This is a genomic window from Streptomyces sp. NPDC047002 (assembly GCF_040704505.1).
In the GTDB taxonomy this organism is placed as follows: Bacteria; Actinomycetota; Actinomycetes; order Streptomycetales; family Streptomycetaceae; genus Streptomyces.
Window position 1 is genome coordinate 628,442 of the sequence record NZ_JBEYWC010000001.1, and the last position, 22,370, is coordinate 650,811.

The 22,370-nt window shown below is 73.7% G+C and carries 19 protein-coding genes; 8 read left to right on the top strand and 11 right to left on the bottom strand.

What is annotated here, in order from left to right; genetic code table 11:
- Nucleotides 1-14 precede the first annotated feature (14 nt).
- The gene (locus tag AB0910_RS02780; RefSeq protein WP_366742662.1) at nucleotides 15-1,712 is read right to left on the bottom strand and encodes a sodium:solute symporter family protein; all 1,698 of its coding nucleotides are present in this window, start codon (nucleotides 1,710-1,712) and stop codon (nucleotides 15-17) included.
- Between the two features lie 667 nt (nucleotides 1,713-2,379).
- On the opposite strand from AB0910_RS02780, the gene araB reads away from it, so the two are divergent.
- The 5 genes from araB (at nucleotide 2,380) to AB0910_RS02805 (ending at nucleotide 8,403) form a co-directional block, all read left to right on the top strand.
- The gene (gene araB / locus AB0910_RS02785; protein ID WP_366742663.1) at nucleotides 2,380-4,092 is read left to right on the top strand and encodes a ribulokinase; all 1,713 of its coding nucleotides are present in this window, start codon (nucleotides 2,380-2,382) and stop codon (nucleotides 4,090-4,092) included.
- Between the two features lie 64 nt (nucleotides 4,093-4,156).
- On the top strand, nucleotides 4,157-5,665 hold the full coding sequence (gene araA, locus AB0910_RS02790; RefSeq protein WP_366742664.1) for an L-arabinose isomerase: 1,509 nt from the start codon (nucleotides 4,157-4,159) through the stop codon (nucleotides 5,663-5,665).
- A 133-nt stretch (nucleotides 5,666-5,798) separates the two neighbouring features.
- On the top strand, nucleotides 5,799-6,512 hold the full coding sequence (araD, locus tag AB0910_RS02795; RefSeq protein WP_366742665.1) for an L-ribulose-5-phosphate 4-epimerase AraD: 714 nt from the start codon (nucleotides 5,799-5,801) through the stop codon (nucleotides 6,510-6,512).
- A gap of 108 nt (nucleotides 6,513-6,620) precedes the next feature.
- Nucleotides 6,621-7,667: a LacI family DNA-binding transcriptional regulator gene (locus AB0910_RS02800; protein ID WP_366742666.1), complete on the top strand. Its 1,047-nt coding sequence runs from the start codon at nucleotides 6,621-6,623 to the stop codon at nucleotides 7,665-7,667.
- A 154-nt stretch (nucleotides 7,668-7,821) separates the two neighbouring features.
- On the top strand, nucleotides 7,822-8,403 hold the full coding sequence (locus tag AB0910_RS02805; protein ID WP_366742749.1) for a methyltransferase domain-containing protein: 582 nt from the start codon (nucleotides 7,822-7,824) through the stop codon (nucleotides 8,401-8,403).
- Between the two features lie 97 nt (nucleotides 8,404-8,500).
- Here AB0910_RS02805 and AB0910_RS02810 read toward each other — a convergent pair whose 3' ends face one another.
- Both AB0910_RS02810 and AB0910_RS02815 read right to left on the bottom strand, forming a co-directional pair.
- Nucleotides 8,501-9,166 carry a hypothetical protein gene (locus AB0910_RS02810; RefSeq protein WP_366742667.1) on the bottom strand — a complete coding sequence of 222 codons (666 nt, stop codon included), beginning with the start codon at nucleotides 9,164-9,166 and terminating at the stop codon, nucleotides 8,501-8,503.
- Between the two features lie 41 nt (nucleotides 9,167-9,207).
- Nucleotides 9,208-9,828, bottom strand: coding sequence for a CGNR zinc finger domain-containing protein (locus AB0910_RS02815; RefSeq protein ID WP_366742668.1), 621 nt, complete (start codon nucleotides 9,826-9,828; stop codon nucleotides 9,208-9,210).
- 181 nt (nucleotides 9,829-10,009) lie between these two features.
- Here AB0910_RS02815 and AB0910_RS02820 point away from each other — a divergent pair, with 181 nt between their 5' ends.
- On the top strand, nucleotides 10,010-10,939 hold the full coding sequence (locus AB0910_RS02820) for a pyridoxamine 5'-phosphate oxidase family protein (protein WP_366742669.1): 930 nt from the start codon (nucleotides 10,010-10,012) through the stop codon (nucleotides 10,937-10,939).
- A 33-nt stretch (nucleotides 10,940-10,972) separates the two neighbouring features.
- On the opposite strand, the gene AB0910_RS02825 is transcribed toward AB0910_RS02820, so the two are convergent.
- The 8 genes from AB0910_RS02825 to AB0910_RS02860 all read right to left on the bottom strand — a co-directional run bounded on the left by AB0910_RS02825 (nucleotide 10,973) and on the right by AB0910_RS02860 (nucleotide 19,605).
- The gene (locus tag AB0910_RS02825) at nucleotides 10,973-12,787 is read right to left on the bottom strand and encodes a glycoside hydrolase family 2 TIM barrel-domain containing protein (RefSeq protein ID WP_366742670.1); all 1,815 of its coding nucleotides are present in this window, start codon (nucleotides 12,785-12,787) and stop codon (nucleotides 10,973-10,975) included.
- 128 nt (nucleotides 12,788-12,915) lie between these two features.
- Nucleotides 12,916-13,551 carry a hypothetical protein gene (locus AB0910_RS02830; protein ID WP_366742671.1) on the bottom strand — a complete coding sequence of 212 codons (636 nt, stop codon included), beginning with the start codon at nucleotides 13,549-13,551 and terminating at the stop codon, nucleotides 12,916-12,918.
- A gap of 4 nt (nucleotides 13,552-13,555) precedes the next feature.
- A complete protein-coding gene (locus tag AB0910_RS02835; protein WP_366742672.1) occupies nucleotides 13,556-14,392 on the bottom strand; it encodes a carbohydrate ABC transporter permease in 837 nt (278 codons plus the stop codon).
- Nucleotides 14,389-15,354, bottom strand: a complete 966-nt coding sequence (locus tag AB0910_RS02840; protein ID WP_366742673.1) for a sugar ABC transporter permease — start codon at nucleotides 15,352-15,354, stop codon at nucleotides 14,389-14,391. Before AB0910_RS02840 ends, AB0910_RS02835 begins: the two co-directional genes overlap by 4 nt.
- On the bottom strand, nucleotides 15,351-16,691 hold the full coding sequence (locus tag AB0910_RS02845; RefSeq protein ID WP_366742674.1) for an extracellular solute-binding protein: 1,341 nt from the start codon (nucleotides 16,689-16,691) through the stop codon (nucleotides 15,351-15,353). Before AB0910_RS02845 ends, AB0910_RS02840 begins: the two co-directional genes overlap by 4 nt.
- 123 nt (nucleotides 16,692-16,814) lie before the next feature.
- Nucleotides 16,815-17,540 carry a cupin domain-containing protein gene (locus AB0910_RS02850; protein WP_366742675.1) on the bottom strand — a complete coding sequence of 242 codons (726 nt, stop codon included), beginning with the start codon at nucleotides 17,538-17,540 and terminating at the stop codon, nucleotides 16,815-16,817.
- Nucleotides 17,537-18,460, bottom strand: coding sequence for a PmoA family protein (locus AB0910_RS02855; RefSeq protein WP_366742676.1), 924 nt, complete (start codon nucleotides 18,458-18,460; stop codon nucleotides 17,537-17,539). Before AB0910_RS02855 ends, AB0910_RS02850 begins: the two co-directional genes overlap by 4 nt.
- A complete protein-coding gene (locus tag AB0910_RS02860; RefSeq protein WP_366742677.1) occupies nucleotides 18,457-19,605 on the bottom strand; it encodes a Gfo/Idh/MocA family oxidoreductase in 1,149 nt (382 codons plus the stop codon). The genes AB0910_RS02855 and AB0910_RS02860 overlap by 4 nt, the downstream gene beginning before the upstream one ends.
- Nucleotides 19,606-19,878: 273 nt before the next feature.
- Here AB0910_RS02860 and AB0910_RS02865 point away from each other — a divergent pair, with 273 nt between their 5' ends.
- Nucleotides 19,879-20,922, top strand: a complete 1,044-nt coding sequence (locus AB0910_RS02865) for a LacI family DNA-binding transcriptional regulator (protein ID WP_366742678.1) — start codon at nucleotides 19,879-19,881, stop codon at nucleotides 20,920-20,922.
- A 192-nt stretch (nucleotides 20,923-21,114) separates the two neighbouring features.
- On the top strand, nucleotides 21,115-22,344 hold the full coding sequence (locus tag AB0910_RS02870; protein WP_366742679.1) for a beta-1,3-glucanase family protein: 1,230 nt from the start codon (nucleotides 21,115-21,117) through the stop codon (nucleotides 22,342-22,344).
- Nucleotides 22,345-22,370: the final 26 nt, after the last annotated feature.

The window sequence follows — 22,370 nt, forward strand, 5'->3', positions numbered from 1 at the left end:
TGCGGGCGGGTGGGTCAGACGCTGAAGGCGATGTAGCAGGCGGCGGTGAGGACGAGCACACCGCCAGAGAGCACCGCGGGCGAGCGGTACCAGCCGGGTTCGCGCTCCACCGTGCGCGCGGCCTTCGGCGTCACGCTCCGCACCAGGCCCACGAGTTCGGCGTCCGGCTTGGGCGCGGTCGCCAGCGAGACCGCCACGCCGACCAGGATCGCGAGCACGAAGCCCACACCGCCACCGACGTAGCTCGACCCCTGGCCCGAGAAGTGCACGACCCCCGTCTGGTTGAGCACGAACACCGTGACCGCGCCCACCGTCCCGGCGACCAGGGCGGACCAGCCGGCCGTGCCGGTCATCCGCTTCCAGAACATGCCGAGGATGAAGATGGCGAAGAGGGGGACGTTGAAGAAGGAGAACAGCGTCTGGATGTAGTCCATGATGTTGCCGAAGCCCGCGGCGATGAAGGCCGTGCCGACCGCGAGCGCCGTACCGGCGACCGTGACCAGCCGCCCCACCCTCAGGTAGTACGCGTCGGGCTTGCCCGGCTTCACCCAGTCCTGCCAGATGTCGTACGTGAAGACGGTGTTGAAGGACGAGACGTTGGCGGCCATGCCCGCCATGAACGAGGCGAGCAGACCGGCGAGCGCGACTCCGAGGAAGCCGTTGGGCAGCAACTCCTGGAGCAGCAGGGGGACCACGTCGTTGTACTGGGCGCCGGACGGCAGCCCCTGGCGCAGGTGGACGATCTGCGGCACCAGCACGGCCGCGATCATGCCGGGGATGACGATGACGAACGCGATGAGGGTCTTCGGGAAGGCCGCGATCAGCGGGGTGCGCTGGGCGGCCGACGCGCTCTTGGCGGAGAACGCGCGCTGCACCTCGGTGAAGTTGGTGGTCCAGTAGCCGAAGGACGTGATGAAGCCGAGCCCGAGCACCACACCGAAGGCGCTGCCCACGCCGCTGTGGATGCCGGTGAGTTCGTGCCCGGGGAAGGGCGAGAGGTCGGCCTGCCCGTGCGGCTGTCCGGAGAGCTTCGCGGTCAGGCCGTGCCAGCCGCCGACGCGGTGCAGGCCGACCAGGGTCAGCGGCACCATCGCCGCGACGATGACGAAGAACTGGAGCACCTCGTTGTAGATGGCCGCGGAGAGCCCGCCGAGAAACGTGTACGAGAGGACCACCGCGCCCGCGACGACCACGGCCACCCAGGTGGGCCAGCCGAGCAGCGCGTTGACCACGATCGCCATCGCGTACAGGTTGACCCCGGCGAGGAGCACGGAGGCCACGGCGAACAGGACGGCCTGGATGCGCTGGGTCGCCGGGTTGAACCTGCGCCGCAGGAACTCGGGGACGCTGCGCACCTTGGAGCCGTAGTAGAACGGCATCATCACCAGGCCGAGGAAGACCATCGCGGGGATGGCGCCGATCCAGTAGTAGTGCACGGTCTGGATGCCGTACTGGGCGCCGTTGGCGGTCTGGCCGAGCAGTTCGGTGGCGCCGAGGTTGGCGGACATGAACGCGAGGCCGGTCACCCACGCGGGCAGGGAGCGGCCGGAGAGCAGGAAGTCCAGGCTGGTGGAGACGGAGCGGCGGGCGATGAAGCCGATCCCGAGCACCAGGGCGAAGTACACCGCCACCAGCACGTAGTCGATCGGGTGGGCGTTGATCCGCAGCGCGGGCTCTGCGGCGAGCAGCAGCTCGGGGGGCGAGGTGGGCACGGGTTTCCTTCCCGGGGCGGTGTGTTCTCCGGACTGCCGGCTCCCGCGGGCGCGCCCCGCCGGACGGCCCGCGGCGCTCCCCATTCCGTGCCGGCGGGAGGAACGGCCCCGGCGCGGGACGGGGGTGCGGGCCGTGTCCCGCCCGGCCGCTGCGGGGCGGGGCCCGCCCCTGGGCGTGCGGGCGTGCCCCGGTGGACGGCGCCGCGGGGCCCCGGCAGGCCCCGCTCCGGCGGCCCTCGACCGCAGGTGTCCCCACGGGCCGGGCGCCGTCGCCGCCCATATTGTTAGCGGCAACAATCTGGAGGGTCAAGGGCCGTCACCACGAAGCCGCGAGCCTGGCGCGGGGCCGGCGCGAAGGCGGGCGGCGGGGGCCGGGGGAGGCGCGCCCCGTCGGGGCGGTACCGCCGATCCATCGGAACGCTTCTCCCAACCCTGTTGTGGCATGCCCTGGTTGTACAGTCGCTCAATCGCCGCACTCGACTCGACACGGGGCGCGGGGCGAGGGGCCGCGCGGGACGGCGCGGCGAGGACCCTTGCGTGGGACTTTTGTTATCGCTAACAATCAGGGGGCCGCCGTACCGGCACCGGCCTTCCGGGTGCCGGGCGGCGCGTCCGTACGTGCCCGCAGCCCGGTACGCACGACCCCGCACCCAGGTGAGGAACCGACGTGACCGCTCCCCCAGGCCCCCGCACCGAACCCGCCACGAGCGCCGGACCCTGCACGGTCGGCATCGACTTCGGCACGCTCTCCGGGCGGGCCGTGGTGGTCAGGGTGCGCGACGGCGAGGAGCTGGGCGCCGCCGTCCACACGTACCGACACGGTGTGATCGACGGCGCACTGCCGGGCACGGGCGCGGAACTGCCGCCCGACTGGGCCCTCCAGCACCCGGAGGACTGGCGGGACGTGCTGCGCCACGCGGTGCCGGAGGCGCTCGCCGCTTCCGGGGCCGACCCGCGGGACGTCATCGGCGTGGGCACCGACTTCACCTCGTGCACGGTCCTGCCCGTACGCCGGGACGGCACACCGCTGTGTCTCGCGGGGCGGGGCGGACACCCGCACGCCTGGCCCAAGTTGTGGAAGCACCATGCCGCGCAGGGCCAGGCCGACCGGATCACCGACCTGGCCCGTGAGCGCGGGGAGCCGTGGCTCGGCCGCTACGGCGGGCGGATCTCGGCCGAGTGGCAGTACGCCAAGGCGCTCCAGGTGCTTGAAGAGGACCCGGAGACCTGGGCCGCCTGCGAGCGGTGGATCGAGGCCGCCGACTGGATCGTGTGGCAGCTGACGGGGCGCGAGTCCCGCAACGCCTGCGCCGCCGGCTACAAGGGCATCCACCAGGACGGCAGGTACCCGGACGAGGCGTATCTCGCCGCGCTGGACCCGGGGTTCGCCGACTTCCCGCGCACCCGCCTCGACCATCCGCTGTCCCCGCCGGGCAGCGCGGTCGGCACCCTGACGGCCGGGGCGGCCGCCTGGACCGGGCTGCCAGCGGGCATCCCGGTGGCGGCGGGCAACGTGGACGCGCACGTGAGCGCGGCGGCCTCCGGCGCCGTCGCGGGCGGGCGCCTGCTCGCCATCATGGGCACCTCGACCTGCCACGTGCTGAACAGCGACGTACTCGCCGAGGTGCCCGGCATGTGCGGTGTGGTGGACGGCGGGATCGTGCCCGGCGCCTGGGGCTACGAGGCAGGGCAGAGCGCGGTCGGCGACATCTTCGCCTGGTGGACCTCGACGGGCCTGCCGGACGCCTACCGCGCGGAGGCCGAGCGGCGCGGCCTCGACGCGCACGCCCTGCTCACCGAGAAGGCGGCGCGCCAACCGGTCGGCGCCCACGGCCTGGTGGCGCTCGACTGGCTCGGCGGCAACCGGTCCGTGCTCGTCGACCACCGGCTGTCCGGGGTGATCGCGGGCCTGACGACCGCCACCGCGCCGGAGGACGTGTACCGGGCGCTCCTGGAAGCAACCGCCTTCGGTACGCGGGTGATCGTGGAGGCGCTCGAGCGCGGGGGCATCCCCGTCACCGAGTTCATCGTCGCCGGCGGCCTCAAGAAGAACGCGCTGCTGCTCGGGATCTACGCCGACGTGCTCCGCAGGCCCGTCTCCGTCGCCGTCTCCGACCAGGCGCCTGCCCTCGGCTCGGCGATCCACGCGGCCGTCGCCGCCGGCGCGCACCCCGATGTGCGCGCCGCCGCACGGGCGATGGGCCGCGTCGAGCGCGCCGTGCACCGGCCCGACCCGGCGCGCGCCGACGCCTACGACGCCCTGTTCGCCGAATACCGGCTCCTGCACGACCACTTCGGCGCGGGGCCCGACCGGCAGCTGCACCGCCTGCGCGCGATCAGGGACGCGGCGCGCTCCGCCGGTGCCCCGTACGCCGGTTGAACCGGGCGCACCGCGCCCGTACCCCCTCCACCACCACACCCCGTTCCGGGAAGAGGAGACGTCGATGGCAGCCGAGCCCGCCCCTGGTGAGATCTGGTTCCTCACCGGGAGCCAGCACCTGTACGGCGCCGACATCCTGCGCCAGGTCGCCGAGCAGTCGCGCGGCGTCGCCGAGTTGCTCGCCGCGCACCCGGACCTGCCGGCGCGCCTGGTGTGGAAGCCGGTGCTCACCGGCGCCGACGCCATCCGCAGGATCTGCCTCGACGCCAACGCGGACGACCGCTGCACCGGGGTGATCGCGTGGATGCACACCTTCTCCCCCGCCAAGATGTGGATCGCCGGTCTCGACGCGCTGCGCAAGCCGCTGCTGCACCTGCACACCCAGGCGCACGCGGAGCTGCCGTGGTCCACCATCGACATGGACTTCATGAACCTCAACCAGGCCGCCCACGGCGACCGGGAGTTCGGCTTCGCGCAGACGCGGCTCGGCACGGCGCGCAAGACCGTCGTGGGACACGCGGGCGACCGGGAGACCGTGCGCAGGGTCGCGGCCTGGGCGCGGGCCGCGGCGGGCCGCGCCGAGCTGGCCCGCCTGCGGGTGGCGCGCTTCGGCGACACCATGCGGGACGTGGCCGTCACCGAGGGCGACAAGGTCGAGGCGGAGCTGCGGTTCGGCGCCTCCGTCAACACCTACGGCGTGAACGACCTGGTGCCGCTGGTCGATTCGGCGTCCGACGCCGAGGTGGACGCCCTGGCCGCCGACTACGCCGCGGCGTACCGCCTCGCGCCCGCGCTGCGGCCGGGCGGCGACCTGCACACCTCGCTGCGGTACGCCGCGCGGATCGAACTGGGCCTGCGCGCCTTCCTCGTGGACGGCCGGTTCGGCGCGTTCACCACCAACTTCGAGGACCTGGGCGGGCTGCGGCAGCTGCCGGGCATCGCCGTCCAGCGGCTGATGGCCGACGGATACGGCTTCGGCGCCGAGGGCGACTGGAAGACCGCCGTGCTGCTGCGCGCGCTCAAGGCCGCAGCGCGCGGGCTGCCGGGCGGCACGTCCTTCATGGAGGACTACACGTACCACCTCGACGCGGGGCGTTCGCTGATCCTCGGCGCGCACATGCTTGAGGTGTGTCCGAGCATCGCGGCCGGTGTGCCGTCCTGCGAGATCCACCCGCTGTCCATCGGCGGGCGCGAGGACCCCGTGCGCCTGGTGTTCGACGCGGCGCCGGGTCCCGGCGTGGTGGTGGGGCTCAACGACCTCGGAGACCGCTTCCGGCTGGTGGCCAACGAGATCGACGTCGTGCCGCCGCCCGAGCCGCTGCCCCGGCTTCCGGTGGCGCGCGCGGTGTGGCGGCCGCGCCCCGACCTGCGGACGTCCGCCGAGTCGTGGCTCACCGCCGGCGGTCCCCACCACACCGTGCTGAGCACGGCGCTCGGCGCCGAGGAGCTCGACGACCTCGCCGAGATGCTCCGCACCGAGCTGGTGGTGATCGACGCGGACACCACCGCCCGCCGCTTCTGCCAGGAGCTGCGGTGGAACCAGGCGTACCACCGCCTCGCCAGGGGCCTGTGACGCTCCCGTCCGGCCCACTCGCCCGTACGCACCTCGTCCACCGCCCGTACGTGCCCCGACCGCCCTCGCACGCAGCACCACCCGCCAGGACAGGACCGGCCGTACGCCGGGGAGAAGGAGACAGCGACCCGCCATGACGACCAGGCACTCGCTCACCGCCCTGCGCCGCGAGGTGCTTGCGGCGAACCTGCGCATCCCCGCCTCCGGCCTCGCCACGCTGACCTGGGGCAATGTCAGCGGTGTCGACCGGGACGCGGGGGTGTTCGTGATCAAACCGTCCGGTGTGCCGTACGCGGAGCTGCGGGAGGAGCACCTCGTCACGGTGGCGCTGGACGACGGGCGCGTGGTGGACGGGGACCTGAGGCCGTCCACGGACACCGAGACCCACCGCTGCCTCTACCGGGCGTTCCCCGCGCTCGGCGGTGTGACGCACACCCACTCGACGTACGCGGTCGCCTTCGCCCAGGCGCGGGCGCCGGTCCCGGTGCTCGGCACCACGCACGCCGACACTTTCAACGGGCCGGTGCCCGTGACCGACGACCTCACGCCTGAGCAGTGTGCGCGCGACTACGAGTACCACACGGGCCAGGTCGTGGTGGACCTGCTGGGCGGCGACGGGGAGCGCGCGGCGGCCGTGCCCGGCGCGCTCGTCGCCCGTCACGGCCCCTTCACCTGGGGGCCCACGGCGACCGCGTCGCTGGAGAACGCGGTGGTGCTCGAAGCGGTCGCCGAGATGGCGCTGCACACCCTGCGCCTCGCGAGCGCGGCCGTCCCCCCTCCCCCGCACCTGGTGGCGCGGCACTACACGCGCAAGCACGGCCCGGACGCGTACTACGGCAACGGCTGAACGGCCGCCGCCCGCGCGGCACCGCGCAAAGGGGAGCTTTGACGCCTCTCCAAGTGAGCAATACAATTTGCCGATTTGACACCCCCGCCCCCTCTGGATCGGTACCGCATGGCACGGCTCCCCGAAGACACTGCGACGCCTCGCAGAGCCCCCACCATGGCGGACGTGGCACGGCTCGCCGGCGTCTCCCACCAGACGGTCTCCCGGGTACTCGGCGATCATCCGAACGTGCGGCCGGCGACGCGGGCCCAGGTGCGCAGGGCGATCGAGGAGCTGGGCTACCGGCGCAACCCGTCGGCGCGCGCCCTGGTGACACGGCGGACCCGCACGATGGGCGTGGTGGCGTGCAACCCCACGCTGTACGGGCCCGCCAGCACGCTCGTCGGCCTCCAGGAGGCCGCCATGGCCGAGGGGTACCTGGTCTCGGCGGTCACGCTGCGGCGCTTCGACGCGGACGCGCTGGCCGACGCGGTGGAGGGCCTCGGCGACTGGGGTGTGGAGGGCGTGGTGGTGATGGTGCCGCAGGGCGAGACCGTCGCCGCGCTCGCCTCGCTCGACCCGCCGTTCCCCGTGGTGACCGTCGAGGGCGGCCACGACCTGCCGATCCCCGGTGTCTGCGTGGACCAGGAACGGGGCGGCCGCATGGTCACCACGCACCTGCTGGCCGCGGGGCACCGTACCGTGTGGCATGTGGCGGGGCCGCAGAACTGGCTGGAGGCAGAGGCCAGGCTGCGCGGCTGGCGGCGCACGCTCGAAGAGGCGGGCGCCGAGGTGCCGCCGGTGATCGAGGGCGACTGGACGCCGCTCTCCGGCTACCGCGCGGGCCAGGAGCTTGCGGGCCGCGCCCTCGCGGGCGGCGCCGGCCTCTCCGCCGTCTTCGTGGCCAACGACCAGATGGCGGTGGGCGTGCTGCGGGCGTTCCGCGAGGCGGGCATCGCGGTGCCGGGGCAGGTCGCCATCGCGGGGTTCGACGACATCCCCGAGGCCGAGTTCCTCACCCCGCCGCTGACCACCGTCCGCCAGGACTTCACGGCGGTCGGCGAGGCCAGCATCCGCCTCCTGGTCGACCGCATCGAGTCGGCCACCCCGCCGGGCCCGGCGCAGGTGGTCATCGAGCCCCGCCTCATCGTCCGAGGCAGCACCACCCCCGGCTGACGACGCCCCGACGCGTCCTGAAGCGTCCCGGCGCGCCACGGTCGACCGAAAGCACGTCGTCGCCGCGGCGGACACCCGGCTAAGGTCCTCGTCCGTGACGCTCTCCTCCTCACCCTTCTCGTATCTCACCGCGACGGCCGACGCCTACGACGCGATGGCGGCCGTCTACGCCGACTTCGCCCGCGACGCGCTCGACGACCTGCCGCTCGACCGGGCGGTGATCGCCGCCTTTGCCGAGCTGGCGCGGTCGGGTCCCGCGGGCCCCGTCGCCGAACTCGGCTGCGGGCCCGGGCAGGTGACCGCGCACCTGCGCGACCTCGGCCTCGACGCCTTCGGCGTCGACCTGTCGCCCGCGCTGATCGCCCTCGCCCGCGCGGCCCACCCGGACCTGCGGTTCGACGTCGGCTCCATGGCCGCGCTCGACCTGCCCGACGGTGGGCTCTCCGCCGTCCTGTCCTGGTACTCGGTCATCCACACCCCGCCGCACGAACTGCCCCCGTACTTTGCAGAGTTCGCCCGTCTCCTGACGCCCGGCGGCCATCTCCTGCTCGCCTTCTTCGAGTCGGAAGGCGACCCGGTCAGTCCCTTCGACCACAAGGTGACCACGGCCTACCGCTGGCCCATCGACGAACTCGCCGCCCTGGCCCGCGCGTACGGTCTCACCAAGACCGCCCGCATGCTGCGCGCCCCCACCCCCGCAGAACGCTTCCGCCGCGGCCACCTCCTCCTCCACTAGCCCCGCACCTGACACCCCCGGCCCGGCGCCGGGCGCGGCTCACCAGGGACGGGGGGCGCGGCCCCCGTGGGCAGCGTCGGGCCCGGACCGAGTCGTTCTACGCGGGCGGCGGCTGGGGTGCGGGCGCGCCCAGGGAGGTCCAGAGGAGGGCGGACGCGTAGCTGCGGAAGGGCGCCCAGGCGAGTGCGCGCCTGGCCGTGTCGCGCGGGCTCGGGGCCTCGGCGAGCCACCAGGCCGCCTGGACGGCGCGGCGGATGCCGATGTCACCCGCGGGGAGGATGTCGGGGCGGCGCAGCTGGTGGATGAGGAACATCTGTGCAGACCAGGGGCCGACGCCGTGGATCGCGGTGAGGTCGGCGAGCGCCGTGGCGTCGTCGACGCCGTCCATGTGCTCGACGTCGATGACGCCCTCGGCCTGGCGCCGTGCGAGGTCGTGCAGGTAGGCGGCCTTGGCCCGGGAGAGGCCGCAGGTGCGCAGGGTGTCCTCGGCCAGGCCGAGGAGGCGGCGCGGTGTGAGGGTGCCGCCTGCCGCCCCGGTGACCCTGGCGAAGATCGTCAGCGCCGCGGCGACCGAGATCTGCTGGCCGACGATGTGCAGGGCCAGGGCCTCGAAAGGGGTGGACGAGGGGAAGCCGCGCGCGGCCCGGTCGAACGGGTCGGGCCGCCCCACGCGCCGCACGAGCCCGCCGAGGACCGGGTCGCCTGCGAGGTGGCGGTACGCAGCGGCGCGGGCGGCGGCGTCTGTGGCGTCTCGGCTGTTCATGGGGGCTCCCTGGTGCGGTGTGTCGGAGAGGTGCGGTGCCGTCAGGCGCTGCCGTGGCGGTGGCGCCGGTAGTGGCGCGCGGAGCGTGCACGGTTGCCGCAGCCGGGAGAGCACCACTCCCGCCGCGGGTGGTTCTTGGTGAAGTACAGGACGCACCCGGGTGCCAGGCAGGCGCGCAGGTCGTGGCGGGCCTCGCCGCAGAAGAGGAGGACGGACTCCTCCGCGAGGGCGGAGAGGGCCGCGGCCGCGGCCCGCCCGCCGGTGCGGGTGTGCCGCTCCGGCGCGCGGCCGGGCGTCCAGGACAGGGCCGACCAGTGGGGCGTCTCGCCCGCCGCGGCGTTGAGCGCGGCCACGGCGTCCGCCAGTTGCAGGGCGGGGGTCAGGGCCGCTGGGCGCGGGTCGCCGGTGGCCTCGGCGGCGAGGCGGCGCAATGCGCCCCGCAGGTCGGTCAATCTGCCTGCCAGGCGCGCGAGTTCAGGTCCGGTGAGCGCATCGAAGTCGGCCGCGGCCGGCAGGGCCGTACGGGCGGAGACGGCGGCCAGCCACTCCGTCGCCCCCTCGGGGCGGTCCAGTGTGTCGTACACGCCGTCCCGGTCGGCCCTGACGGTGTTCATCAGCTCGACCGGGAGCGGCTCGCCCGGCGGGGGCGCGGCGGTGTCCATACGAGGGAGGCTACCGCACTTCTAACGGTTACAGACACCTTCAAGCGTTGACACCCGGCGCGCGGGATGCCATGGTGGTTCTAACGGTTCAATGCACCTGCAACCGTCAGAGCGTATGCGGGCTCCCGCACCTCACGTGCGCTCCTCGGCCCGTCCCCCGCGGCGCGTGGAAGGAAGAACCATGAGCGACCCGGCACGCCCCACCCCCACCGGCTTCCACGAGGGCGAGCTCGCCGTCCAGCGCCTGGCGGGCGTGACGAAGGACGCCGCCCGGCTCTCCGGCATGCTGGCGCCCGCGCGGCTGCGGGGCGGCGCGAGCGGCTTCCTCGGCGAGCGGACCTTCGCCGCCGTGACGGCACGCGACGCGACGGGCACCCTGTGGATCTCCCCGCTCACCGGCCCGCCCGGCTTCCTGCACGTCGCCTCGCCCACCGCTCTCGACGTCCGGGCGGTGCCCGCGGAAGGAGACCCGCTGCACGGGCTCCCCGCAGATCAGCCCGCCGGGCTGATCGTGGTGGAGTTCGCCGCCCGCAGGCGCCTGCGGATCAACGGCACCCTGACCGCCTCCGACGCCGACGGCCTGCGCGTCGACGTGGAGCAGATGTACGGCAACTGCCCCCAGCACATCCGGCCCCGGCGCCTGCGCCCCGCGCGCGCGGCAGGCGCGGCACAGGTCCGGCGGGCGGCCGCGCTCGACGCGGACGACACCGCGCTGGTCCGCGGCGCGGACACCTTCCTGATCGGCACCGCCCATCCCACCCGCGGCAACGACGCCTCCCACCGCGGCGGGCCCGCGGGGTTCGTGCGGGTCGAGGACGGCGGGCTGTGGTGGCCCGACTACGAGGGCAACAACATGTTCAACACCCTCGGCAATCTGCGGGCCGACCCCACCGCGGCGCTGGTCTTCTTCGACTTCGCCGCCGGCCGCACCCTGCACCTCTCCGGCCGCGCCGAGGTCGAGTGGGGGGCGCCGGGCGCGCCGGGCGACGACGGCGGTACCGGACGCCGGGTGCGCTTCACCCCGCGGCGCGTCGTCGCGGGCCGCCTGCTGCCGCTGCTCGCCGACGGCCCCGCGGCCCCCGCGCCGGCGGGGCCGCGCCCCGCCCGGTGAGGCGCCCGCCCCGCCGGGCCCGCGGGAGTGCCCCTAGTCGGTGTGCGGCAGGGTGAGGACGGCGCGGAGCCGGTCGAGGGGGATCTTGGGGGTGCGGTCGGGGGTGAGGAGGCCGTTGGTCTCCTGGAGGGTGTCGGTGAGCTGCGTGTAGCAGTACCCGGCGAGCTGGGAGCGGGTGGCCGCGGTCACCAGGGCGGTGAGGCGCTCGGCGAAGTCCTCGGTGGTGGTGAGGGTGTCATAGGCGAAGACGCTCTCGCCCTGGGCGGGTTCGAGGGTGGCGCCGCCGAACTCGCTGAGTACGACGGGCTGGCCCTGGTGGCGGGTGCCGTCCAGGACGAGGCGTTTGGCGCCGGGCCAGGGGGTGGTGAACTCGCCCTGGCGCAGGGCGGGATGGCGGTAGCGCCGGGTGAGGGTCGAGGCGTCCTGGGTGTAGTCGTGGACGCCCCAGATGTCGGCGGTGGAGATCTCCCAGCCGTCGTTGGAGACGGCGGGGCGCGAGGGGTCGAGGGCCTTGGTCAGGTGGTAGAGCGCGTCCATGAAGTGGCGCTGGGCCGGGACGAGTGACGGGTTGGGCACGGACCAGGACTCGTTGACGGGGACCCAGGCGACGATCGAGGGATGGCCGATGTCGCGCAGCACGGCCTGGGTCCACTCCGCGGTGACGCGCTCGACGGTGGGGGCGGTGTAGGCGTAGGCGGAGGGCATCTCCTCCCACAGCATCAGCCCGTAGCGGTCCGCCCAGTACAGGAAGCGCGGGTCTTCTATCTTCTGGTGGATGCGCAGCCCGTTCAGCCCGAGCCGCTTGGCGAGTTCGGCGTCCCGGCGCAGGTCCTCATGGGTGGCGGCGAGATGGGACTGCGGCCAGTAGCCCTGCTGGAGCGCCATGCGCAGGAAGCAGGGCTTGTGGTTGAGCAGGAAGACCCCGTCGCTCCAGCCCACCTCCCGCAGTCCGAGATAGGAGCCCACCTCGTCGACCACGGCTTCCTCGCGCCCGGGTTCGGTGAGGGTGACGGTCGCGTCGACCAGGTGCGGGGCGTCGGGGCTCCACAGCAGGTCGCCCAGGTCCTGGCCGTGGCGCAGGGCGGGTACGGCGATGTCGAACACCGCCTGCTGCTCCTCGACGCGGACCTGCTGGTGGGCCAGCGTGCGCTCGCCCAGGCGCAGTCGGACGGTGGCGTGCAGGGGGCGCTCGGGCCAGCGTGCCAACTGGAGGGCGCACTGGACGCGGGCGTGGGCGACCTGGGGGGTCCAGTGCAGGCGGGTGAGGTGCTGCTCCGGTACGGTCTCCAGCCAGACGGGCTGCCAGATGCCCGAGGTGCGGTGGTACCAGATGGTGTGCGGCTCGGGGCGCCAGTCCTGTTTGCCGCGGGGCTGGGACGCGTCCCTGGGCTGGTCCTCGGCCCGTACCACCAGCACCTGCGGCCCCTCCTCGGCCAGCGCCCGGGTCAGGTCGCAGGTGAATCCGGTGTGGCCGCCCTCGTGGGAGGCGAGATGCTGCCCGTTGAGCCAGACCTCGGCACGGTAGTCGACCGCCCCGAAGTGCGCGAGCAGCCGCAGCCCCGGCCCCGGGCGCACGGCGTCGAGGGTGCGCCGGTACCACAGGACGGGGTGGAAGCCCGTGTCGTGGATGCCGGAGGCGGGCGACTCGGGCGGGAAGGGCACCGTGATCGTCCGGGTGAACGGGTCCTCGGCCGGCGCCGCCGGGTCCATCCACCGCTCGTCGCGGCCCCGGTCCGCGTCGTCGTGGGCGAAGTCCCAGGGCCCGCTCAGGTCGTGCCAGTCCACCTCCCGTACCAACTGCGGCCTGGGGTGGCCTGCGACATCGACGTGACTGAAGGACAGCGGCATGCGGGAACTCCGGAGGTGTCGTACTCGGTTGCGTGCGGGTGCGGATGCGCTGAGTGCGGGGTACGGGGTACGGGCGCGGGGTGCGGATGCGGGGGCCCGGACCGGCGCTCGGCCGGGCCCGCGCCGGTTCAGGCGCTCCCGCGGTGGGCCGTGAAGCGCAGGTCGACGACCGTCGCCGCGAAGGCGAGGGGCCCGGGCAGGAGGGGCACGAGCAGCGGGATCGACCAGGCGAGCACCCCGGCGAGCAGGGCACCGCCCGCGAGGAGCAGGGAGCCGCGCGGGTCGGCGGCGGCGCGCAGCAGGCCCTCGCGCGCCGACAGCCGGTGCGGGGCTTCGAGCGCCGTGGTGCGCAGCGCCACGACGGCGGCGCCCAGGACGAGCAGGACGAGCACGGGGGCCAGAAGGCGCGCCCCCGGCAGGGGGCTCGCCAGCAGGCTCGCGTCGAGGAGCAGGAGCACGGCGAGCGCGGGCGGCACCAGGCCGCAGGCGAGCGACCTGGCGGACAGGTGCGCGCGCAGGTGGCCTGTGTACCCGGCGGCCCGCACCGGCACGCCGCTGTGCGCGGCCCCGCGCAGTGTCGCCGACGCGGCGGCGAACGCCGCGGGCGCCGTCACGACCGGCAGGCACGCGAGGCTGGTGAGCAGGCCGACGAGCAGCATGTCGGCGAAGAGGGTGAAGCCGCCCCCGAAGACCTCTCCGGGGTCCCTGCGCTCGCCGGGCGGCAGGGTGGCGGGTGCCTGGGTCGTGGCGCGTCCCTGGGACATCGCTTCAGCCCTTCAGTCCAGAGGTGGCCATGCCCTGTACCAGGTAGCGCTGGAAGACGAAGAAGAACAGCACGATCGGCAGCACGGAGATGACCGACATCGCGAACATCGGTCCGTACGCGGAGGTGCTTGACTGGTCGACGAAGCTGCGCAGGGCGAGGGTGATGGTGAACTTCTCCGGCGCGAAGAGGTAGATCATCTGTGTGAAGAAGTCGTTCCACGTCCAGATGAAGGTGAAGATGGCCGTGGTGATCAGCGCGGGCCTGCTCAGCGGCAGGGTGATGGCCCAGTAGGTGCGGAACGCGCCGCAGCCGTCGATCCTCGCGGACTCCTCCAGTTCGCGCGGCAGGTTGCGCATGAACTGGACGATGAGGAAGACGAAGAACGCCTCGGTGGCGAGGAACTTCGGCAGGATCAGCGGCCAGTAGGTGTCCACGAGGCCGAGCCGGTTGAAGATGATGTACTGCGGGATCAGCACGACGTGGTGCGGCAGCATCAGCGTCGCCACCATGAAGCCGAACATCGGCTTGCGCAGGCGGAAGCGCAGCCTGGCGAAGGCGTACGCGGCCAGCGAGCAGGACAGCACGTTGCCGACGACCGCGCCCACCGCGATGAGCAGGGTGTTGCCGAGCAGCCGGGTGACGGAGATGCCGGACACGCCGTCGAGCGCGGTCGTGTAGTTGGACCACTCCAGGTGGCTGGGCCACAGGTCGAGGCTGGTGACGACCTCGTCGGCCGGTTTGAGCGACGTGGCGAGCAGCCACGCCAGGGGGTACAGCAGGAGCAGCAGGGCCACGATCGCGACGGCGTGCGGCAGCCTGCGCTTGACGGCGGGGTTCATCGTCCCTCCTCGTCCGCGTAGAAGACCCAGGAGCGGGACGTCTTGAACAGGATCAGGGTGACGGCTCCGATGGCGACGAGCAGCAGCCAGGCCATCGCCGCGGCATAGCCCATGTGCGAGGCGGTGAAGCCGCGTTCGTACAGGTACAGCGTGTAGAACATGGTCGAGTCCGCGGGTCCGCCGTTGCCTCCGCTGATGGCGAAGGCGGGGGTGAACACCTGGAAGGACTGGATGGTCTCGAGCACCAGGTTGAAGAAGACGACGGGCGAGAGCATCGGCACGGTGACGGAGGCGAACTGCCGCCGGCGGCCCGCCCCGTCGAGTGCGGCGGCCTCGTAGAGGTCGGACGGTATCTGCTGGAGGCCCGCGAGGAAGATGACCATGGGCGCGCCGAACTGCCAGGCCGTCAGCAGCACCACCGCGTACACCGCGAGGTGCGGGTTGCCGACCCAGCCGCCGGTGTGGATGCCGACGGCGTCCAGGACGTGCGAGACGGAGCCGCCGTCGTTGAACAGGGCGCGCCACACCAGGGCGATGGACATGCTCGCGCCGAGCAGGGAGGGCGCGTAGAAGGCGGAGCGGTAGAAGGCCCGGCCGCGGCCGAGGTTCTTCAGCAGCATCGCGGCGCCGAGCGCGAGCGCCAGCTTCAGGGGGACGGCGATGACGACGTACAGCAGGGTGGTGCCGACGGACCGCCAGTAGCGCGGGTCCTCGGTGAGCATCTGGGTGTAGTTGCGCAGGCCGACCCAGTGCGGCGGGTCGAAGAGGTTGTAGTCCGTGAACGAGAGGTACAGCGACACGGCCATCGGCACCAGGGTCAGCACGACCGCGCCGATCATCCACGGCGAGAGGAACACATAGGCGGGCCACTGCTTCTCCCTCCTGCCGCGGCGGCTTCCGGCGCGCCGCGGGCCTGCGGTGTGCTCGGCGGGCGCGGGCGCCCTGGTCGACACTGTGCTCATGACCGCAGCTCCCGGTTGGCCTCGTCGATGAGTTCGCGCGCCGCCTGCCGGGGCGTGGCGAGCTGGAACATGACCCGCTGGTAGGTGCGGGTGAAGGCGGACTGGACGGCGACGTCGCCGCGCGGCGGTGCGCTCGGCGGGGCGGCGAGGCCGTACTTCGCCATGGCCTCGGCGTAGTCGTAGATCTCCCGCTCCGCGCCCTTGAGGGTGGTGGCGACGCGGGCGGCGACGGTCCGGTTGGGCGGTGTGGAGCGGGTGAAGCCGAGGATGTCGCCCGCGCGCCGGTCGTTGAGGAGGAAGTCCACGAGCCTGGCCGCCTCCTTCGGGTGGGCGGTGTGCGCGCCGATGCCCACCAGCATCGAGGGTTTGAAGTACTGGCCCGCGCGGCCGCCGAGGGTCGGTACGGGCGCGAAGTGCACCTGGTCGCCGAGCAGCGCCGTGTATCCGGGGAACGGCGCGTCCCAGGTGTAGTCGGCGGCGGCCAGGCCCCGGCCGATGGGCGAGGTCTCGGTGGAGGCCGCCTGCGTGGTGTCGCGGGCCGCCGCCACGGCGCCCTGCCTGCGCAGCCGGTCGAAGAACGTCCAGAACTCGGTGAGCTCGTCCTCGGTGAAGCCGAGCCGGGTCTGGCTCGCGTAGAGCCGCCCGCCGCGGCTGCGCAGCCAGTCCTCGAAGACGTCCTCGTTGGGCCCGCAGTCGTTGGCGCCGCTGACGGTCCGCCCGTCGGGGGAGCGCAGCCGCAGCCCGGCGATCCTCCTGCCGGCCTCGGCCCAGTCGTCCCAGGTCCAGCTGGGCGGTGGCGGCGTGCGGAGGCCGGCCTTGCGGTAGACGGCGGTGTCGTAGGCGAACCCGGTGATGCCGCGGCCCATGGGCATGGCGTACTGCCTGCCCCCGAAGGTGCCCGTGCGCAGGAAGACCTCGTCCATCTCGGCGGTGCGGAGCGTGCCCCCGCCGATGGCGTCGTCGAGCGGCAGCAGGGCGCCACCGCCCGCGTACTGGGAGATCTGGCGGTAGTCGAGCTGCGCCACGTCGGGCATCCCGCCGCCCGCGGCCTGGGTGGCCAGCTTCTGCAGGTACGAGGCGAAGTCCGCGTTGGACGTGCGGACGGTGATGCCGGGGTGCTCCTTCTCGAAGAGGCGCACGGCCTGCTGCGTGCGGGCGGCGCGGTCGTCGTTGCCCCACCAGGCGAAGGTGAGGGTGACACCGCCGGACGTCCCTCCGCCCGCTGCGGAGCAGGAGGAGAGCGCGGTGGTCAGGGCGGTACCGAGACCGACGGCTGCCGTGGCCAGGACGGCGCGGCGGCTCGGGGGTCGGTGCCCGCCGCTTCTGGGCTCGGGCATGGGGGCCTTCCGGGGGTACGAGGAGGAAGAGGGGGAGGCGGGGGCGTGCGGTGCGTGCCGGGCCCGCCGCCCGGTGCTGTGCTGGGTCGTGTCCGCGAAGTCCCGGCGGGCGGGGCGCGCCGGTCAGATCCCCGGGTAGACGTCGAGGCGGCCGCACATGCCGAAGCGTCCGCGGGCGGCAGGACCTGTGGCGCCGACCCGGGCCTCGGTCAGATGGGCCGCGTCCCGCCCGCGCAGGGCGTCGAGCTGGGCGCCCGTCGTCTCGGCCGCCGCGCGGGCGCCCGCGCGCCAGCGCTGCTCCCACGCGTCGAGCCGGGGGTGCACCAGGGCTGCGGCGGCCCGCTGGAAGGCGGCGAGCGGCTCGGGGTCGCCGCGCTCGGCGGCCTCGCGCAGTTCGAGGAAGCGGCGGGTCGCCAGGTCCCTGCGGGCGCGCGCGGCCTCTGCCTGGTCCGCCTCCGGCACGTCGGCAGGGATCCGTACGGCCTCGGCGTACGTGCCGGGGTCGGTGAGGAGGTGCTGCGGCAGGGTGAGCACCGCGTCGCCGGCCTCGGGCAGTCCGCTGTTCTGCATCACGACGGTGATTTCGAGGCCGCCGCGGTTGGTCAGGCGGTGGATGGTGCCGGGCGTGAACCAGGCGACGGTGCCCGCTTCGAGCGGTGTCTCCCGGTAGCCCGAGGTGGTGAGGGTCTGCACCGTGCCGGTGCCCGCCGTCACCACGTACCCCTCGGTGCAGGTGAGGTGGAGGTGCGGGGTGCCGCCCCCGGGCCCGCCGTCCACCGTGGGCCAGTCGTAGACCCGCAGCCTGGAGACGCCGACCGCGCCGGGGAAGCCGTCGTACGCGCCGCTCACCACGGGAGCCCCCGCAGGTGTGCGGCGACCCGGTCGCGGTCCCACGCGCCGTCGGCGAGGGTGACGCGGTAGCGCCTGGCGAGGGTGTCGCCGGGGGCGAGGACGAGTTCCTGGTGGAACGCCCAGGAGGGCGCGACGGCGGCGAACGGGTCGCTGCGCACGAACCAGTGCGCCGGGTGGGTGCCTCCTGCGCCGGTGTGGTCGTTGGCCGGGTCGTGCTCGAAGACGAGGGTGGCGTGGCCGTCGCGCCCGTCGTGCTCGCCGGTGTACGCGAGCCAGTCCGCCTGGCTGCCCATCAGGTCGCCGCCTTCGGCCTCGGCGGTGAAGACCCGCCCGTCGCGGAAGGCGCGCGGTCCGCGCCAGAACAGGCCGGTGTAGCCGGCGGCGGGGCGGCCGTGGGTGGTGGGGCTGCCGAGGCGCAGCGGTTCGCTCCGCCGGTTGGTGACGGCCGAGCTCCAGGTCAGCGTCCAGCTCCCGGCGTCCGTGTCGACGTCGGAGACCTCGACGCTGCGCTCCTCCTCGGCCCACAGCTCCCCGCCGTGCGGGTGCCAGGTCAGGCGCTCGGCGATGACCGCGCGATCGCCCTGCGCGCGTACCTCCTCGAAGGCGGTGTGCGCCATCGAGCCGACCTTCTCCGGCAGGGGGAGGTAGCCCTCGCCGTGCACGTAGGTGTTGCCGCCCCACAGGTTCTGCCCCGACAGGTGGGAGGCGGTCAGCTGCAGCCCCTTGTGCCAGCGGTGGTCGTTGGGCCGGTAGTCGGTGACGAGCGCGCCCGACAGGGTGCGCAGCGGGTGCAGGTACGGCTTGGGTGCCTCCCACGCGGCCTCGGGGCGGTAGACGTAGGCGAACAGCTCGGTGCCTGTGGCCTCGTGGGTCACGGTGATCCGGTCGCCGTGGGCGTGGGTCAGTGCCAGGGTCATGCGCGGTCCTCCTCCTTCGGGGAGCCGGCCGGGGCCCAGCCCGGGGCGCCGCCGTGCAGTTCGGTGTAGTAGGGGTCGCCCGGTGCGACGTCGCCGGCGCGCACGGCGGTGCCGGTGAACGCGGACTTGTACAGGGCGGTGATGAACTCGAGCGTGCGCCGGCCGCCCTCGCCGCTGGTGGGGTGGCGCCGCCCTGCCTCGATGTCCGCGACGAGGGCGCGCAGTTGGGCGAGGTGCGAGCTCGGCTCGTCCGGGCCGAAGTCGCGCCAGCGTGCCGCGGTCTCCTCGGGGACGCCGGGCGCCGGTGTGATGCGCCAGTCGGCGTTGCGGTAGCCGTAGAGGTGGGTGACCTCGATGGTGGCGCGCTCGCAGTCGATGCGGATGCGGCTGACCTCGTCGGGGCTGAGCACGCTGTTGACGACGGTGGCGAGCGCGCCGTTCGCGAAGCGCACCTGCGCGGTGGAGACGTCCTCGGTCTCCACGTCGTGCACCAGCCTCGCCGCCATGCCGCTCACCTCGCTCCACGGGCCCATCAGGTCGAGCAGCAGGTCCGTCTGGTGGATGCCGTGGCCCATGGCGGGGCCGCCGCCCTCGGTGGCCCAACGGCCGCGCCACGGCACGGCGTAGTAGGCGGTGTCCCGGTACCAGGTGGTCTGGCAGTGGGCCACGAGCGGCCGGCCGAACGCGCCCCCGGCGAGCAGCCGCCGCACATGCCGCGCGCCCGAGCCGAAGCGGTGCTGGAAGACGATGGAGGCGTACGGGTCGCCGTCGCCGCCCCGCTCCGCGGCCTGTACGGCGTCGTAGTCGGCGAGCGAGGGGCACGGCGGCTTCTCGCACCACACCCACGCCCCCGCCCGCAGCGCGGCCACGGACTGCTCCCGGTGCACGGCGGGCGGTGTGCACAGCACCACGAGGTCGGGGCGCACGTCGGCGAGGGCGGCTTCGAGGCCGGTGGCGGCGTGCGGGATGCCGAACTCGTCGGCGAAGGCGCGTACCGCGCGCTCGTCCACGTCGACCGCGGCGACGACCTCCGTGCGCCCCTCGGCCGCCAGCGTCCGCAGGGCGGGCAGGTGGCTGGAGCGCGCGATGCCTCCGGTGCCGACCACGGCCGTGCGCAGCGGGGCGTTCGATCGATGCCGAGACATGCGGTCCCTCTCGTGAGGCGGACGGTGGGTAGGGCGGCGGCGCACGCGCCTGGCCTGCGCCCCCGTCCGGGGCACGGGCATCGCCGCCCTGGCCGACAGCAACCGCTTGCCATCGGTTCCAACGTTGTAACCACTGGGTATCCACGAGGTCAACCCTTTGGCGCGAATACGGTCGGCGATCCCGCGGGAGCGGGTGCGGCCCGAGGGCCTCGACTGACAGAATCTGCCACCTGTGTGCATAATCCAGGGGATGTCCAGCAAGGGAGCCGTGCGGTGGCAGCAGTGACGCTCAAGGACGTGGCAGAGCGCGCGGGGGTGTCGATCAAGACAGTTTCCAACGTTGTACGCGATGCCCCGAGGGTCTCTCCTGCCACGCGGGAGCGGGTGATGCGCGCCGTGCACGAACTCGGCTACCGGCCCAACCCGTCGGCGCGGCGGCTGCGCACGGGGCGCAGCGGCCTGATCGCGCTCGCCGTCCCCGAGCTCACCACGCCGTACTTCGCGGACCTGGCCCACCACGTGCGGACGGAGGCCACGGCGCTCGGCCTGACCGTGCTGATCGAGGAGACGCTCGGGGACCCGGCGGAGGAGCTGCGGCTCGCCACCGGCGTCGGCGCTTCGCTGCTCGACGGCGTGATCCTCTCGCCGCTCCATGTCACCACCGCGGAACTGGCCCCGGTCGCCGACGAGTTCCCGCTGGTGCTGCTGGGCGAGCGCAGCTTCGACGATGAGCACGTGGTCGCCGACCACGTGCTCATCGACAATGTCGCGGCGGCGCGCGAGGCCACGGCGCACCTCGCGGGCCTCGGCCGCACCCGGATCGCGGCGGTGGGGGTGGACCACAAGGCGTCGGCCACCAGCCGGCAGCGGCTCGAAGGCTTCCAGCAGGCGCTGCACGCGGCCGGCCTGCCCTTCGATCCGCGGCTCGCGCCCCGCGTCAAGGAGTTCGACCGCCGCAACGGCCTGCTCGCGATGCGCGCGCTCCTCGGGCTCCCCCAGGGCGCCCGGCCCGACGCGGTGTTCTGCTTCAGCGACATGCTCGCGGTCGGCGCGCAGCGCGCCCTGCACGAGGCGGGGCTCGGCGTGCCGGGCGACATCGCGCTCGCCGGGATCGACGGCTCCCAGGAGGCGCTGTACAGCACGCCGTCCCTGACCACCGTGGTCCCCGACCTGGCCGGCATCGCATCCCTGGCCGTGAAGTGCCTTGCGGCCCGCATCCGTTCGGACTCCCCCCTGCCCTTCGAGGTGCACGTGGCCCCGCACTGGCTCCAGGCGCGCGAGTCCACACGCGGCGGGACCGCGCCGCTGGCACCGTGAGGCGGCGGGGCGCACCCCGGCCGGGCCGTCCGCCGCCCGGAGCCGGACGTGGGGGGCTCTTGATCAGGCAGAACGATTCCGCCCTTGACGCGATGCCAGGCCTAGACCAATAGTGTTCGGAACTTCCGCGCACCCCACCACTCCGCGGAAGCCTCCCCCCACCCGTCTCGGCCTCCTCGGAGGAGGAACACGTTGCTCTCACGACGTTCATTTCTCGCCACAGCCGGTGCGACCGGCGCAGCGGCAGCCCTCGCCTCGCCGCTCGCCCCGCGGATGCTGACGCAGCACGCGTCCGCCGCCGGTCCCTCGCTGCCGCTCTCGCTGCGCAACAACTCGGGCAGCGGCACCGTCTACGCGTACATCAGCGGCTCCGACGACTCGGGCTGGCCCGGGTTCGTCGACTCGGGCGGCGCCTTCCAGCGGCTGCCGAGCCCGTCCTCCGTGCAGACCCCGGTGCAGGACTACGCGATCACGCTGGGCGCCTCGGGCTCCGCCGCCACCCAGCTGACCCTCGGCGACTACGTCACCGGCGGCCGCGTCTGGTTCTCCGTCGGCAAGAAGCTCCAGTTCTTCGTCAACCCGCCGGGCGGCGACGGCGGCGTGCCCGGCCTCGTGCAGCCCGCCCTCGTCTCCGACGACGCCAACTGGCAGACCAACTGGACGTTCTGCGAGTTCACGTACAACAGCGCCAACCTGTACGCGAACATCAGCTACGTCGACATGGTCGGGCTCCCGGTCTCGATGGCGAGCTCGGGCAGCGCGGGCGACCAGTCCGTGAGCCCGCTGCCCGCGGGGGCGCTCGGCGCCATCGCCGACGGCCTGCGCGACCAGCACGCGGCGGACGGCGCCCCCTGGGACAAGCTCGTCGCCACCGACTCCTCCGGCGGTGTGCTGCGGGTGCTGGCGCCGTCCCACTCCCCCGTCGACTTCGGCGGTTACTGGGACTCCTACCTGGACTCCGTGTGGAGCCACTTCCAGTCGGCCGACCTGACCGTGAACGGGCAGGGCAGCATCGGCGGTTACACCGGCCGGGTGTCCGGCGACACGCTGGTCTTCGACGGCCTGGAGACGAACGGGGTGCCGTTCACCAAGCCGAGCGCCGTCGACATCTTCGGCTGCGCGAGCGGCCCGCTGTACAACTCGGGCTCGGACGCCCGCGGCGCCGTCGCGGCCCGTATCGCCGCCGCGATCAACCGCAGCAGCCTGCTGGTCACCGGCGGCGGGAACCAGCCCGACGGGGTCAAGCCCGACCAGTACTACACCGAGGCCGTGACCAACCACTACGCGCGGCTCGTGCACGAGCACGCGGACATCGGCTACGCCTTCCCCTACGACGACGTCGGCCCCACCGGCGCGGCGCCCGTCGACGGCCACATCCAGGACGGGGCGCCCACGTCCTGGACGGTCACGCTCGGCGGCTGACCCCGCGGCCCGCGCCGCGGGGGCCG